The sequence below is a fragment of the Streptomyces sp. NPDC056987 genome, from assembly GCF_042673865.1.
GTDB lineage: Bacteria > Actinomycetota > Actinomycetes > Streptomycetales > Streptomycetaceae > Streptomyces.
In genome coordinates, this window is sequence record NZ_JBHURV010000005.1 from 164,162 (window position 1) to 178,516 (window position 14,355).

Sequence of the window (14,355 nt, forward strand, 5' to 3'; positions counted from 1 at the left end):
GATGCGTACGTCGGGCCGGTGGCGGCCGACGGGGGCAGGTCAGCCGGCCGCGGCCTCGCCGTGCCCGCCCACGCCGATGGTCTGTCCGCCGTCGATGAGGAACTCGCCCCCGGTGGTGAAGGAGGCGTCGTCGCAGGCGAGGAAGAGCACCATACGGGTGACCTCGGCGGACTCCCCGATGCGCGGCAGCGGCTGATGGGCGAAGAGCTGCGGCGAGGCGCTCTCGCCCATGGGCGTCCGTATGACGCCCGGGTGCACGGAGTTGATCCGTACCCCGCTGCCCGCCATGTCCAGGGCGGCCGCCTTCGTCATGCCCCGCACGCCCCACTTGCTCGCGACGTAGCCCACGGCGCCGGCGAACCCCGTCATTCCGGCCGCCGACGAGACATTGACGACGGCTCCCGCGCCGCGTTCGCGCATGCCCGGGAGGAGGGTGTGCATACCGAGGAAGGCGCCCACCAGGTTGACATCGAGGGTGCGCCGGAAGTGTTCCGGCGACTGCTCCTCCACACCGCCGAAGTGAACGATCCCCGCGTTGTTGATCAGCACGTCCACGGGGCCGAGGCTCTCCTCGGCGGTACGCAGGGCATGCTGCCAGGCGTCCTCACGGGTGACGTCGAGATGGACGTACCGCGCGCCGGGCACCTCCCTGGCCAGGGCTTCTCCCTCGCCGTCCAGTACGTCGCCGATGAGGACCCGGGCGCCTTCGGCGGCCAGGCCCCGAACATGGGACGCTCCCATGCCCCGGGCACCTCCGGTGACGATCGCGACCTTCCCCTGGAAGCGCATGACGGACTTCCCTTCTGCAGTGCGTGATCGGGTGAGCGGCGCAACAGAGTAACAGAGGTGAAGTAGATTCAATGAGGTCAATGAGCGAGATCTGCCTGGATGGACAGCGGGAAGAGGCCTGTTGCCCGGGGGCTGTTCGGTCGGTCTCGATGTCACCATCTGAATTAACTTCATTTTCAGACACTGTGCGCCGCGCCGCCCATGACGCCCACGCCGTCTGCACCGGCCCGCCGCTGTGTTATCGCCCGCGACCCGGCGGGGTCGCCCGCCTCAATTACTTAACCATCCGGATGGTACATTTACTGCGCTCGGGTCGCGCCCCGACACCTTGTCGCGCCACCGGAATGCCTACGTCAGGAAGATGTCCATGCCCACAGAAACGGATCCCGCCGCCGCGGCCCGCTGGACCACCCAGGTACTGCGCGCCACCGCGGCACTCGCCCTGCTCTCCACACTGACGCAAGGGCTGCTGGCCGGCTTGTTCGTCACCGGAGACGTCGGACTGCTGACGGTGCACAACGTGCTCGGCAGTGTCATTTCCGTCTTCGCTCTCGTCCAGTTCGCTCTGGCCCTCGTCGAGCGCCGGGTCCGAGGGCGGCGGGGCGAGGCGAACTCCTGGCGCCTGACCGTGCTGACCGGCCTGTTCCTCGTGCTGGTCTTCGCCCAGATCGGCCTCGGCATGTCCCGTCTCGTCGCCCCGCACATGTTCCTCGGGGTGACCGCGGCGGCGCTTGCGATGCTCGTACTGTTCGTCGCCCTCACCGAGGGCGGCCCGGCGCCCTCCCGGCGGACCGCCCTGACGGGGGAGACGCTGTGATGCGAGTACGCGCGTTGAGCCGGCGCGGCTTCCTCGGAGTGGCGGGCGGCACCGCTGCCGCGGCGGTGACCGGCAGCGCCGTCGGTACCCGGCTCGCGGGACGGGAGGAGGCCGGCAGCCTGCTCGTGAGCACGGCGGAACTCCCCGAGCCGTTCCAGGTGCCGCTGCCCGTACCCCGGCCGGCCCGCCCGGCGAGCACCACCGGCGGCGTGGACCGCTACGAGATGGTGCAGCGGAGCGCCGACGTGGAGATCCTTCCCGGGCTCCGCACCCGGGTGTGGGGGTACGACGGGCAGTTCCCCGGCCCGACGGTCGTCGGCCGGTCAGGGCGCGGGGTGCTGCTCACCGTACGCAATGAACTGCCGGTGCCGACCTCCACGCACCTGCACGGCGGCGTCACACCGCCTGGCTCCGACGGGTATCCCACCGACATCGTCGTACCCAGGGGGTGGCGGCAGCCCTCGGGGCACTCCGGGCACGCGGGGATGCGCATGCCGGCCGACGCCTGGCAGACCACCGAGCTGGCCAAGGACTACGACTACCCCATGGACCAGCAGGCGGCGACGCTCTGGTACCACGATCACCGGATGGACTTCAGTGCTCCGCAGGTCTGGCGCGGCCTCGCCGGCTTCTTCCTCGTCCACGACGACGAGGAGGAACGGCTGCCCTTGCCCGCAGGCGAGCGGGACATCCCCCTGATGATCTGCGACCGGGCCTTCGACCGGGACGGCTCCTTCCTCTACCCGTCGATCGATCCGTCCCTGAAGGGTGAACCTGGAGTCGAGGACGCCTACATGGACGGTGTGATGGGCGATGTCACCCTCGTCAACGGGGCCCCGTGGCCGGAACTGGAAGTGGACGCCGTCCGTTATCGCTTCCGTCTGCTGAACGCCTCCAACGCCCGGCGCTATCGGCTCGCACTGCGGCCCGGCGGGCCCCTCGTCCAGGTCGGGAGCGACACCGGACTGCTCGAAGCCCCCGTACCGCTGGACTCCGTCACGCTCGCTCCCGCCGAACGCGCCGAGATCGTCATCGACTTCTCGCGCTGGAAGCCCGGTACGGACGTACGCCTCGTCAACACCCTGGCCGACGGCCGGATGCGAGATGTTCTGCGCTTCCGGGTGACACGCACGGCGCGTGACACCACCCGGGTGCCTTCGCGGCTCGCCGAGATCGAACCCCTGGACCAGGCCCGGGTGGCGGCCTCCCGGACCTTCGACTTCCGTCTGACCCGTTCGGGAGGCTCCCACGCCTGGACGGTCAACGGGCACCGCTTCTCCACCGACCGCGTCCTGGCGGCTCCGAAGCTCGGCACGGTCGAACGATGGCGGTTCACCAGCGACTTCCACCACCCCGTCCACCTCCACCTGGCCCATTTCCAGATAGTGGCACGCGGAGGCCGGGCACCGGAGGCGCACGAGCGGGGCTGGAAGGACACCGTGGACGTCCGGCCCTACGAGACGGTGGACGTCCTCGCCCGCTTCAGCGGCTACCGGGGCCGCTACATGTTCCACTGCCACAACCTGGAACACGAGGACATGGCCATGATGGCGAACTTCCGCGTCATCTGATCACCGGCCCGGCGGTGAACCGTCCGGCTACGACTCGGCTCGCCGGCGCGACTGGTCGAAGAGCCAGTCGATGACGACGTCGTTCTCGTACGTCTGTGCCCAGGCCCCGTGGGGGCTCACCGGTGTCGTGCCGGCCGGGTAGCTGGTGAACAGCGTATGGCTGCCCGTGCGGCGGGCCTGGCGCAGCAGGGCCCGGGAGTGGGCCTCGAATTGCGCCTTGGGCAGGTCGTTGCCCCACTGCCCGCGGGTGACCTCGGCGCCCGCGTTCTCCAATGCGTTCATCAGCGTCCAGGTACCGGGCTTGCCGAAGCGCCCCTCCTTGTAGGGGACGACAGGGTCGTCGACGGAGTGGTCGGCCCACAGGGGGATGTGCGTGATCCTTTCCATGACGGAGGAGTCACCCCAGCCGGCGGTGGCGAGGGCCGCGGCGTACCTGCCGGGCTGTTTCGGGAGCAGGCTGAGGATTCCCCGCGCGCCCGACGACAGACCGACGAGGTAGAGCCGGTCCGCGTCGACCGGGTACGCGGCCGTCATGGCGTCGATGAGCTCGACCAGCGCGCCCTGCACCTTGGCATCGGTCCAGTCCGTGCCGTCCGGGCCGTCCATGGGGCGGGGCAGCGGGATCTGCGGGGCGAGCACGAATGCCGGGTTCCTGCGCCGGCGTTCAGGCTTGGCGAACGTGACCGCGATCCGGTTGGCGGTGAGCTGGGTCATGTTGTTGTCGGCGACCTCGCCGCCGCCGTGCAGGGTGACCACGAGCGGGTACCGGGTGCCCGCCCCGGGGCGCCGTAGGTACCCGGTCGGCTGATGGAGGCGGAAGTCCAGCTCGAACCCGGTCGAGTCGGTGAACGATCCGGCGGTGAAGTCGTCCACCACGGGGGTGCGCACTCCGTCGTTCCGGATGGCGAACGGATGCGCCGCGAGTACGGGGCCGCCGCCGCGCACCGTCACATCGGCCGCCTGCCTGACCGCGTAGGCGCGGTCGAGCGGAAGCGGATCGACCGCCCCGCCCGCCCGCGCGTTGGTGTCGCCGGGGTCGAGTTCGATGATCAGGTGGTCTCCCGGGCGCCCGGGGGCGGCCCGGTCGTCCACCTCGGCCGTGGTGTTCGGATAGACCCGGGTCACCGTCCGGGCCGCGGTCTTCCCGCCCACGGTGGCGGTGACCTGGAACGCGGAGGGCGGGATCACACCTCCGCGCGGATCGATGGGTGCCGCGTACCGGATGGCGACCGCTGTCACCAGCCAGTTGTGCCTCGGCGTCACCCGGGTCAGCAGATCGCACCGCAGAACCGGATTCAGCCCGGACGCCGTCGACCGGTCCGCCGCCGCGGCGTCGGCCGCCGCCGCGGCAGCCGCAGGAGGTACCGCAGCCGCCGTGACGGCGCCTGCGCCGATGGTGAGGGCCGTACGTCTGGTGAACCGTGGCATGAGTCCTCTTCTCGTCATCCGGTGGCCTGGGCTTTCCGCGCGGGGAGGCGCGATGGGCGGAAGGGCGGGGCGGATGTGCTACGCGAGAGTTTCCGAGTGACAGCGGATCGGCGTCCAGCATCAAACCGGCATATATTCATGCCGGATGCGTATCAAATCCGGCGCGAGCGGCGTGGCGGCCGGTGTCGGAACGGGCTCCGGCTGGGGCGTCGTACGGCCCGACGGCCGCCCGCCTGCGGGCAGTTGAGGAACGGTCGTCCGATCCGGCCCGTTGGACGGGTATGGAGCTGAGTGTGCGAGTGGGACATCAGGGGAGCGGGCCAGGAGCGATCACCCCGGACGGCTGCGCGGTCGAGCTGTACGCGCGGTTGCCGGTCGGGGCCGAGCCGGACGTCGTCGCGGCTGCCGTGCCGGCGGGTGCCCGCATCCTGGAACTGGGCTGCGGTGTGGGACGCGTGACCCACCCGCTTCTGGAGCGAGGGTTTGTGGTGACCGGGGTGGACGAGTCCCAGGAGATGCTCGACCGCGTCCGTGACGCGCGCACGATATGCAGCCCGATTGAGGACCTCGACCTGGGCGAGACGTTCGACGTCGTGATGCTCGCATCGTTCCTTGTGCACGCCGGAGACGTAGAAGTGCGGCGTGCGCTGCTGCGCTCCTGCGTCCGGCATGTCGCGGCGGACGGCTGCGTGCTCATCCAGCGAGAGGGTGACGATTGGCATACCAACCTGCCGCGTGAGCGCGTCGATCCCAGCGGTTTCACGGTACGGATCGTGTCGGCGGAACCGACCGGCGACGGGGCGAACTCGGTCCACGCGGAGTACGAGTTCCCGGACGCCACCTGGACACAGACGTTCCTGTCCCGACCGCTGACGACGCAGCAGTTCGAGGAAGCACTCGCGGAGGCGGGCCTGAAGGTGGACACGTACGTGACCGACGACCGGACATGGGTGCGGTCCCGCCTCTCGGACCGGAGGTAGTCAGCTGAGCTGGAGCACCGGGCCTGCCCCGGGCGGCCTCCGGTCACACTCGGGACGCGTTCTCTTCCGCGGCCACGGTGACGACGATCTTGCCGACCTGGGAGCCGGCTTCGAGGTAGCGGTGGGCGTCGACGATGGCGTCCAGGGGGAAGGTCCGGTCGATGACCGGGGTCAGCTCGCCTCTGGCGAGCCCGTCCCGGACGAATGCGACGGCGGAAGCCCGGCGCCGGGCATCGGTGGTGATCTCGAACAGTTCGAAACCGCGGATGGTCAGGTGCTTGAACAGCACGGTGCCCACGTCCAGTTGTACGGGCTCGCGGTCCAGAAGGCCGTAGACGACGATGACGGCCTCGTGGGCGGCTGCCTCGACGAGGTCGGCCAGTGCGGGGCCGCCGACCGGGTCGAAGATCACCCGGGCGCCCTCACCGCCGGTCAGCTCGCGCACGCGAGTGACGACGTTCTCCTCGGCGGTGGCGATGACCGCGTCGGCGCCGGCGTCCAGCAGCCGGCGGCGTTTGGCGCCGGTGCGGGTCAGCGCGATCGCGCGCGCCCCGGCCTTGTGCGCGATCTGGATCGCGGCCAGCCCCACACTGCTGGACGCGGCGGGGATCAGCACGGTGTCCCCGGGGCGCACGGCCGCCAGGTCGACCAGCCCGCCGTATGCGGTGATGAACTGCATCCATACCGAGGCCGCCTCCTCGAAGGACAGGTTCCCGGGGTGGGCGACGACGGCGTGGGCGGGGGCGAGGACGAGTTCACCGTGCACGGGGTAGTCGGTCATGGTGAACGAGGGCACCACGCTGACCGCGTCGCCCACGTGCAGGCCGGTGACACCAGGCCCGAGGGCCTCGACCACGCCGGCCGCCTCGTAGCCGAGACCTGACGGGAGGACCGGGTCGATGCCGTACCGGCCCAGTCGGAACATCGACTCCGCCCTGTTCAACCCCAGCGCCCGGGTGCGGATGAGGACCTCCTCTCCCGTGGGCACCGGGTCGGGTACCTCCTCCAGCCGCAGGACCTCGGGCCCGCCGGTCCGATGGAAGCGGACAGTACGGCTCATGATCTGACTCCTTGAAGATTCAGGTGGCATATCCGGGTTGCCCGCCGAGCTTCCGGGGGCACCTGCACGAACGGCAGGTGTTTCTCGGTGTCATGCGCGACGTCGGACCGGCCTCGGCCTGGCGCGTGGATTCTCTCGCGGTGGCGCGCTCCCGGGCTCAGGACGCGCCGTCGTGGCGAACGGTGACGACGATCTTGCCGACCTGCCCGTTGGCCTCCAGGTAGCGGTGGGCGTCGGCGATGTCGGCGAGGTCGAAGGTCCGGTCGATGACCGGGGCGAAGGATCCCGAGGCGAGCCCCGCGTTGACGAACGCGACCGCGCGACGCAGGCGCTCGGCGTCCGTGGTGATCTCGAAGAGCGTGTAGGTGCTGCTGGTCAGCGCGGGGAACGACTGCGCGTTGGGCAGCGGGGTGGGGCGAGCGTCCAGGGCGCCGTACACGACCAGGCTGCCGCCGGGGGCGATGCACTGGGCGAGGGTTTCGACGCCCGGGCCGGCGATCGGGTCGAAGGCCAGACGGACCCCCTCACCAGCGGTGATCTCCTTGATACGGGCGGGGAGGTCCTCGTCGTCGGTGACGATGACGTGGGCCGCGCCGGCGTCCAGCAGACGCTGCTTCTTGCCGGCGCCGCGGGTGGTGGCGATGGGGATCGCCCCGACATGACGGGCGACCTGGACAGCGGCGAGGCCGACGCTGCTGGAAGCCGCGGTGATCAGCACATGGTCGCCCGGACGCACCCGGCCGCTCTCGGCGAGGGGGCCGTAGGCGGTGATATAGGCCATCCACACCGCCGCTGCCTCGACGGGACCGACGTGCGCGGGGCGGGGCACGACGGCCGAGGCCGGGATGACGACGTGGTCGCCGTAGGTGCCGTACTCGCTCTGCAGGAACGCCGGCACGACGGAGACCGGGTCGCCCTCGGCGAAGCCGTCCACGCCCTCGCCGACCGCCTCCACCACGCCCGCGGCCTCGTAGCCGAGGGGGGGAGGGGAAGACCGGCTGGTAGAAGTAACCGCCCTCGCGGTACATGATCTCGGCGCGGTTCAGGCCGATCGCGTCGACGCGGATCCGCACCTCTCCCGCGCCGGGAGCGCCCACCTCGACCGTACGGAGGGTCAGGACCTCAGGGCCGCCGAGCCGGTCGAACTGTACGAGCGTTGCCATGGTGCGTCCATCCTGGGAGCGGGGATCAGAGACGGGCACCGGATCAGCCCGGCGCCACCACCCAGCCTGCACCTGAGTTCGACGTGCGTCAAATTTTGAGGACCATCGAAATAAGAGTGCCGGTCCGCCGTGCCGAGGGCCTTGTCTGTTCGACGGCTCAGGCCGGGCCCGCCGCCTCCTCCGCGGTGGAGGCGGTCACCACGGCCGAGAGCAGGCCGGGGAAGCGCTGCTCCATCTCGTCCGTGCGCAGTGTGTTCATCTTTGTCGTGCCCACGTAGTACTGGCGGATCACGCCCGCCTCGCGCAGTACGTTGAAGTGGTGCGTGAGCGTCGACAGCGACACCGGCGCGTCGAACGTGCCGCAACTCATGTCCGCGCCCGCTCGGGCCAGTTGGAACACCACCGTGCGCCGCACCGGATCCGCCAGCGCCTCCAGGGCCTGTTGCAGGGAGACGTCCGACAGGTCGGGGTGTTCCACCGTCCGGGCGGTGGTACGGGGGCGGGCCACGGCAACTCCTTGGGCAGGCGCATCGCGATACGGCCATAGTACGACCGGCGTCAAAGTCCCGGTGCCCGACTCCTCGGGACGCGTGACGGCCGCTCCGGTGGGTTCGCGCACCGTCGCGTCCCGGAGACGGAATCGGAGCTCCACGCGGTGTTCACCAGCTGATTCCGGCCGCCACGGGGCGGTGGTCGCTGCCGGTGGCCGGCAGGACCCACGAGCTCGTCGGCTCCACGCCGCGGACCAGGATCTGGTCGATCCGCGCCACCGGGAACGTCGCCGGCCAGCTGAAGCCGAAGCCGTCCCCTGCCGTGTCCTGGACCGAGTTCATCCGCGAGGTGATGCCGGCGAAGGCGCGGTCGTCCAGGGTGCCGTTCAGGTCGCCGAGCAGCACCACCCGCTCACTCCGATCTGCGGCGACGGCCTTGCCGAGCGCCTGCGCGCCGCGATCCCGGCTGTCCGTCCAGAAGCCGTTCCTGGGAAACACGCGTACGGAGCCCAGGTGGGCCACGTACACCGCCAGCGGACCCCGGTCCGTGGCCACCGTGGTGCGCAGCGCCCGGTTGTAGGTCATCTTGACGTCGGCCGGCTTGGTGTCCGCCAGTGGCCCGTAGTCCATGCTGATGTCGACCGGTTGGGTGTCCGACAGCGGCAGCTTGCTCCACAGCCCGACCGTGCCCCGCACCGTGTGGTACGGGTACGCCTTCTCCAGCTCCTTCTCGTACAGCGGCTTCGCCTGCGGGGTGATCTCTTCCAGGGCCAGCAGCTCCGCTTCGGAGGCGGCCAGGTCGCGGGCTGTGCCGGCCGGGTCCGGGTTGCCGGCGCCGACGTTGTGGCTGACCACGGTGAGGTCGCTGCCCGGCCGGGACTTGTCGTCGAGCAGCCCGCCGAAGAGGCTCAGCCACACCGTGACCGGCAGCAGCAGCGCGGCCACCGCGGCGGCGGAGCGACGCCACAGTGCCCCGGCCAGCAGCACCGGGATGAACAGGCCGAACCACGGCAGGCAGGTCTCCACCAGGCTGCCGAGGCCCCCGCGGTCCGTGATCCGCGCGTGCAGCAGCATGACCAGGCCGAGCAGCAGCGCCAGCGCCGCGAGCACCGGGCCGCGCTTCCAGGGCCCCGGCCGGAATGCGAGGCGGAGCGCCCGGCGGACGCCCGTGCGCCGGGTCCCGCCGCCGGCGTCTCGTATCCCGGCGCCGCCCTGTCCGGTCTCCGCCGTGTCCACTCGCGCCATCGTCTGTCCTCGTTCACTGCCGGTCACTGCTGCGTCCTCGGGGCCTGGGGAAGTCGGTATACATACGCGGGCAACGACGATCGCTCGCAGCGGTGCGCGATCCGCCGGCGATCACGGTCGTGACGATCACCAGGCCGACGGCAAGGCGCGACCGGATCCGGTGGGCCGTTGTTCGCGCCGGTGGTGGGGGCCGAGTCATGCCGCCAGTCAAGGCAGTACGGTGTTGCGGGCACGTATGCGGTTCTCGATATGCCGACGATATGGACCGGCTCGTAGCATCGACACCATGCGTGTGTTGATCGTCGAGGACGAGCCCTATCTGGCGGAAGCCATCCGTGATGGTCTGCGCCTGGAAGCGATCGCGGCGGACATCGCGGGTGACGGCGACACCGCTCTGGAACTGCTGAGCACCAACACCTACGACATCGCCGTCCTCGACCGCGACATCCCCGGACCGTCCGGTGACGAGATCGCCACACGCATCGTCGCCTCCGGCAGCGGCATGCCGATCCTCATGCTCACCGCAGCCGACCGTCTCGACGACAAGGCCTCCGGGTTCGAACTCGGCGCCGACGACTACCTCACGAAACCCTTCGAGCTCCGAGAACTCGCGCTCAGGCTCAGGGCGCTCGACCGCAGACGGGCCCACAACAGGCCTCCCGTACGAGAGATCGCGGGCCTGCGGCTGGACCCGTTCCGCAGAGAGGTCTACCGGGACGGCCGCTATGTCGCGCTGACCAGGAAGCAGTTCGCGGTGCTCGAAGTTCTCGTCGCTGCCGAAGGCGGTGTCGTCAGCGCGGAAGAACTCCTGGAACGCGCGTGGGACGAGAACGCCGACCCGTTCACCAACGCCGTACGCATCACCGTCTCGGCACTGCGCAAGCGTCTCGGCGAACCCTGGATCATCGCCACCGTGCCGGGTGTCGGCTACCGCATCGCCACCGTACCCGGCACCGGACGCGAGGGAGGAGACCGTGGATAGGGCCCCTGGAGTGAGCGTTCGCCTCAAACTCACCCTCAGCTACGCCGGATTCCTCACGATTGCCGGCGTCCTCCTGCTCGCCGCGGTGTGGGTGTTCCTCCTGCGTTACGTCCCCGAGCGCGCGCTCATGGTCTCCGCCGACACCCCCACGCACGGTGTATTTCCCATCCGGTCCAACCTCCTGCGCGTTTTCGCTCCGAGAGCAGCCGCGGTGTTGGCATTCCTGCTCGCGTTCGGTCTCGTGGGAGGGTGGCTTCTCGCCGGCCGTATGCTCGCCCCCCTGACGCGCATCACCGGCGCCGCACGCGGAGCCGCTACCGGATCGCTCTCCCACCGAATCCGGCTTCAGGGTCGCAAAGACGAGTTCCGTGAACTCGCCGACGCCTTCGACACGATGCTCGCACGGCTCGAAGCGCACGTCACCGAACAGCGGAGATTCGCAGCCAACGCCTCTCACGAGTTGCGCACCCCGCTGGCGATCTCCAAGGCACTTCTCGACGTGGCCCGCACCGATCCGAACCGCGACGCCGACGAACTCATCGACCGTCTCCACGCCGTCAACACCCGAGCGATCGACCTTACGGAGGCGTTGCTCCTCGTCAGCCGCGCCGAGCAGCGGTCATTCACCCGGGAACCCGTCGACCTGTCCCTCGTGGCGGAAGAGGCCACCGAAACACTTCTCCCCCTCGCGGAGAAGCACGGCGTCACCATCGAGACCCGCGGCGACATCACCCCCACGATCGGATCGCAAGCGCTCCTGCTGCAGCTGGCCATGAACCTCGTGCACAACGCGATCGCCCACAACCTGCCTGAACGGGGCACCGTATGGGTGGACACCAGCAACCGCCCCGGAACAGTGGTGCTCGCTGTCGAGAACACCGGTGAGAAGCTCACCCCGCAGCTGGTCTCGACACTCACCGAACCGTTCCGGCGCGGCACCGAGCGTATACACACCGATCACGCGGGCGTCGGCCTCGGCCTGGCCATCGTCAAAACCATCACCCGGGCACACGACGGAACACTCACCCTCACCCCGCGCCCTGCCGGCGGGATCCGCGTCACCGTGGAACTGCCCGCGGCGGCGGCCGGGCGACCGCCGGGCGGCCTCGCCCGCTGACGTGCGGCGGGCGTCACGCGTCGGGGACGAGTCCGGCGAGATCGAGGACGGTCTTTCCGCGGCGCGGGCCCGTCGCCGCGGCGCTGTGTGCCTCGGCCGCCTGGCCGGCCGGAAAGACCGCGTGGACCGGTACACGGAACAGTTCCCGTACAGCGAGGTCCGCGGCGATCGCGAGCCCGTGGCACCCGTCCGGCTGACCGCCGTACCGACCGAGAGAGAGGCGCACCCCATGGTCGGGGCCCGTGAAGTCAGCGAGCGTGACCACCGACTCCGCTCCGCCGGTGAGTGTGACGAGTTCGTCGAGTGAGCCGGCCCCGGCCACGTCCAGGGCGTGGTCGACGCGCGGGATGCCCAATGCGCGGACCCGTCCGGCCAGCCCAGGTCCGTAGGGGACGGGGACCGCACCGAGGCCGGTGAGGAAGTCGTGACCGCTCGGGTGGCCGGTTCCGAGTACGCGGGCCCCTCGCGCCACCGCCAACTGGACGGCGATACTTCCGACGCCGCCCGTCGCGCCGTCGATCAGCAGCGTCGTGTCCGTTCCCTCGGCCAAGCCCAGCAGGTCCAGGGCGCGGGTCGCCGTCTCGATGCCCGTCGCCGCGGCGCCCGCTTCTTCCCAGGACAGAGCGGTCGGCTTCGCCGCCCAGAACGACAGCACCGCACACTGCGCGCTCGCCCCGCCCAGCCGGGCGACATCGACGGCGCCGAACACCTCGTCACCGACTGCGTAGCCCTCGACGCCCGCGCCGACCTCGTCGATCACCCCGGCGGCGTCCACCCCCGGTATGTGAGGCAGAGCCAGACCGTCGCGCGAGGGCGAGTCACCCGCCCGCAGCGCGAGGTCGACCGGTGACACCCCGGCGGTGCGGACCGCGATGCGCACCTCTCCCGGACCCGCGTGCGGCTCGGACGCGGACCCGATGCCGAGCACGTGAGGGGGACCGAACCGGTCGAACTGCACTGCGCGCATGATCACCTCTCCGGCCCGGACCTTCCGAGCGCCGCTCCACGGTAGACATGGATACGGAACAGGTGCTCCGGATCGGTCCGAAGCGAGAGACAGGGGAAACACAGTGACTCGGAAAACACGAACGGACGCGGAGCACAACCGCCGGCGCATCATCACGGCCGCCCGAGCCGCCTTCGCCGACAAGGGGCTCGACGTGCCGATGCGAGAGATCGCCCGCCGCGTCGGCCTCGGCATCGCCACGGTCCACCGCCACTTCCCCACACGTGCCGACCTCATCACCGCGGCGCTGGCCGAGCACGTCGCCGCGTGCCGCGCGGACATGCGGACCGCCCTCGACGAGCCGGACGCCTGGCGCGCGTTCAGCGGTACCGTCCGCCGCTTCGCGGAGCACCGGTTGCAGGACCGCGGGCTGAACGAGGCTCTGTTCGGCTCCCACCCGGCGGCCGCCGCCTTCGCCTCCGACCGCCGCGAGCAGGCACAGGCGCTGCACCAGCTCGTCGATCGCGCCCGCGCGGCCGGCGTCGTCCGCCCCGACATCCGCATGGACGACGTGCGCGTCTGCCTCGCCGCCATAGCCTCCTTCCGCCCCACACACCCTGCCACCGGCCTCCACCGCCTCGTCGATCTCCTCCTGACCAGCCTGACGCCGGACGGGCACCATCCCTCGGCCACAGCGCGCACGCCGCAGCCGGCGCCCCCGGCCACCTCACCCGCCGCAACGCCCTCCGGCACGGAGCCTCTCCCCACATATTGATCAGTCGTAGCGGCGTGCGTGACCACACTGTGCACGCCGGAACCGTTCAGTTGGCAGGGTTTTCGAGTGCCGGCCCGGCGATTTCCTGGGTGCCGATGATCGAGAGCAGGCTGAGGAGGTCGGCGCTGTCCGTGCCGAAGGCGGGGGTGAACCAGAGCAGTCGCTGCCGGCCGTCCTCGCTGAACAGATTGAGGCAGTTGACCTCGATCAGGCCGATTACGGGGTGGTTGAGGCGCTTGCGGTCGTCCCGCCTGAACGCCACGTCGTGGTCGGCCCACAGTGTGGCGAATTCGGCGGAGGCGTCGAGCAGCAAACTGACCATGGAGCTGGCTTCGGTGTCCTTGGCGTCCCGCCGGGCGGCGGCAGCGCGTAGATCGGCGACGAAGGCGCGGGACTGGGCCCCGTGATCGGCTTCGGGGTAGAGGCGCCGGGCGTCGGGATCGGTGAACCACCGGTGGACGAAGCTGGCCCGAGCGCCCCGGAACCCGGATTGATCTCCGAGCAGGGCCACCGCGAGCGGGTTCTGCACGAGAGTGACATGCAGGTCGGTGATCACCTGCGCCGGTGTCGATGTCAGGCGATCGAGGAGATCGAGCATGCCGGGGTGCACGTGCGAGGCGGCTCCGCCCCGTACGGGCATCGGGCGCTCCGCAAGGCGGAACAGATAGTCGCGTTCGTCGGCGCTCAGGCGCAGGGCCCTGGCGAGCGCCGCGAGCATCTGCTCGGAGGGCTGGGATCCGGCTCCGCGTTCGAGTTCGTTGTAGTAGTCGACCGACGCCCCCGCGAGCTGGGCGACCTCGTCACGGCGCAGCCCGGGTACGCGGCGCCGGGGCCCGGCCGGCAGCCCGACGTCGCCCGGGCGGAGGCGATCACGCCGCGACCGCAGAAAGGTGCCCAGTTCGGTGTACTTCGCAGAACCCATGCACCCCATTCTGCGCTCGGCCAGGTCACGGACCCAGGGGATGACATCCCCTGGTTGCCCTGGTCAGGA

13 protein-coding genes and 1 pseudogene are annotated in these 14,355 nt (G+C 70.4%); 6 read left to right on the forward strand and 8 right to left on the reverse strand.

The window, feature by feature from the left end:
- Positions 1 to 39: 39 nt before the first annotated feature.
- A complete protein-coding gene (locus ACFTZC_RS08265; protein ID WP_382887967.1) occupies positions 40 to 789 on the reverse strand; it encodes an SDR family NAD(P)-dependent oxidoreductase in 750 nt (249 codons plus the stop codon).
- 367 nt (positions 790 to 1,156) lie between these two features.
- Between ACFTZC_RS08265 and ACFTZC_RS08270 the strand changes: the two genes are divergently transcribed.
- Together ACFTZC_RS08270 and ACFTZC_RS08275 are read left to right on the forward strand one after the other, a co-directional pair.
- Positions 1,157 to 1,606 (forward strand): hypothetical protein, encoded by a 450-nt coding sequence (locus tag ACFTZC_RS08270; RefSeq protein ID WP_382887968.1) that lies wholly within the window; start codon positions 1,157 to 1,159, stop codon positions 1,604 to 1,606.
- Positions 1,606 to 3,177, forward strand: a complete 1,572-nt coding sequence (locus ACFTZC_RS08275; RefSeq protein WP_382887969.1) for a multicopper oxidase family protein — start codon at positions 1,606 to 1,608, stop codon at positions 3,175 to 3,177. The genes ACFTZC_RS08270 and ACFTZC_RS08275 overlap by 1 nt, the downstream gene beginning before the upstream one ends.
- 27 nt (positions 3,178 to 3,204) lie before the next feature.
- On the opposite strand, the gene ACFTZC_RS08280 is transcribed toward ACFTZC_RS08275, so the two are convergent.
- Complete coding sequence (locus ACFTZC_RS08280; protein WP_382887970.1) at positions 3,205 to 4,605, reverse strand: phospholipase; 1,401 nt, start codon at positions 4,603 to 4,605, stop codon at positions 3,205 to 3,207.
- Positions 4,606 to 4,886: 281 nt separating this feature from the next.
- On the opposite strand from ACFTZC_RS08280, the gene ACFTZC_RS08285 reads away from it, so the two are divergent.
- Positions 4,887 to 5,585 (forward strand): class I SAM-dependent methyltransferase, encoded by a 699-nt coding sequence (locus ACFTZC_RS08285; RefSeq protein ID WP_382887971.1) that lies wholly within the window; start codon positions 4,887 to 4,889, stop codon positions 5,583 to 5,585.
- A 43-nt stretch (positions 5,586 to 5,628) separates the two neighbouring features.
- On the opposite strand, the gene ACFTZC_RS08290 is transcribed toward ACFTZC_RS08285, so the two are convergent.
- From ACFTZC_RS08290 to ACFTZC_RS08305, 4 genes and pseudogenes are all read right to left on the reverse strand, one after another.
- Positions 5,629 to 6,645, reverse strand: a complete 1,017-nt coding sequence (locus ACFTZC_RS08290; RefSeq protein ID WP_382887972.1) for a zinc-dependent alcohol dehydrogenase family protein — start codon at positions 6,643 to 6,645, stop codon at positions 5,629 to 5,631.
- 157 nt (positions 6,646 to 6,802) lie between these two features.
- Positions 6,803 to 7,808 (reverse strand): annotated as a pseudogene (locus tag ACFTZC_RS08295) (zinc-dependent alcohol dehydrogenase family protein).
- Between the two features lie 157 nt (positions 7,809 to 7,965).
- On the reverse strand, positions 7,966 to 8,316 hold the full coding sequence (locus ACFTZC_RS08300; RefSeq protein WP_382887973.1) for an ArsR/SmtB family transcription factor: 351 nt from the start codon (positions 8,314 to 8,316) through the stop codon (positions 7,966 to 7,968).
- Positions 8,317 to 8,467: 151 nt separating this feature from the next.
- Complete coding sequence (locus tag ACFTZC_RS08305) at positions 8,468 to 9,544, reverse strand: endonuclease/exonuclease/phosphatase family protein (protein ID WP_382887974.1); 1,077 nt, start codon at positions 9,542 to 9,544, stop codon at positions 8,468 to 8,470.
- Positions 9,545 to 9,830: 286 nt separating this feature from the next.
- Here ACFTZC_RS08305 and ACFTZC_RS08310 point away from each other — a divergent pair, with 286 nt between their 5' ends.
- Together ACFTZC_RS08310 and ACFTZC_RS08315 are read left to right on the forward strand one after the other, a co-directional pair.
- On the forward strand, positions 9,831 to 10,526 hold the full coding sequence (locus tag ACFTZC_RS08310; protein WP_382887975.1) for a response regulator transcription factor: 696 nt from the start codon (positions 9,831 to 9,833) through the stop codon (positions 10,524 to 10,526).
- Entirely contained in the window at positions 10,519 to 11,643 is a 1,125-nt protein-coding gene (locus tag ACFTZC_RS08315; RefSeq protein WP_382887976.1) for a sensor histidine kinase, read from the forward strand. The genes ACFTZC_RS08310 and ACFTZC_RS08315 overlap by 8 nt, the downstream gene beginning before the upstream one ends.
- Before the next feature lie 13 nt (positions 11,644 to 11,656).
- On the opposite strand, the gene ACFTZC_RS08320 is transcribed toward ACFTZC_RS08315, so the two are convergent.
- Complete coding sequence (locus tag ACFTZC_RS08320; RefSeq protein WP_382887977.1) at positions 11,657 to 12,610, reverse strand: NADP-dependent oxidoreductase; 954 nt, start codon at positions 12,608 to 12,610, stop codon at positions 11,657 to 11,659.
- Positions 12,611 to 12,713: 103 nt separating this feature from the next.
- Between ACFTZC_RS08320 and ACFTZC_RS08325 the strand changes: the two genes are divergently transcribed.
- Positions 12,714 to 13,364 (forward strand): TetR/AcrR family transcriptional regulator, encoded by a 651-nt coding sequence (locus ACFTZC_RS08325; RefSeq protein ID WP_382887978.1) that lies wholly within the window; start codon positions 12,714 to 12,716, stop codon positions 13,362 to 13,364.
- Positions 13,365 to 13,410: 46 nt separating this feature from the next.
- Here the strand turns inward: ACFTZC_RS08325 and ACFTZC_RS08330 are convergent, their stop codons facing one another.
- Entirely contained in the window at positions 13,411 to 14,295 is an 885-nt protein-coding gene (locus tag ACFTZC_RS08330) for a helix-turn-helix transcriptional regulator (protein WP_382887979.1), read from the reverse strand.
- Between the last annotated feature and the right edge of the window lie 60 nt (positions 14,296 to 14,355).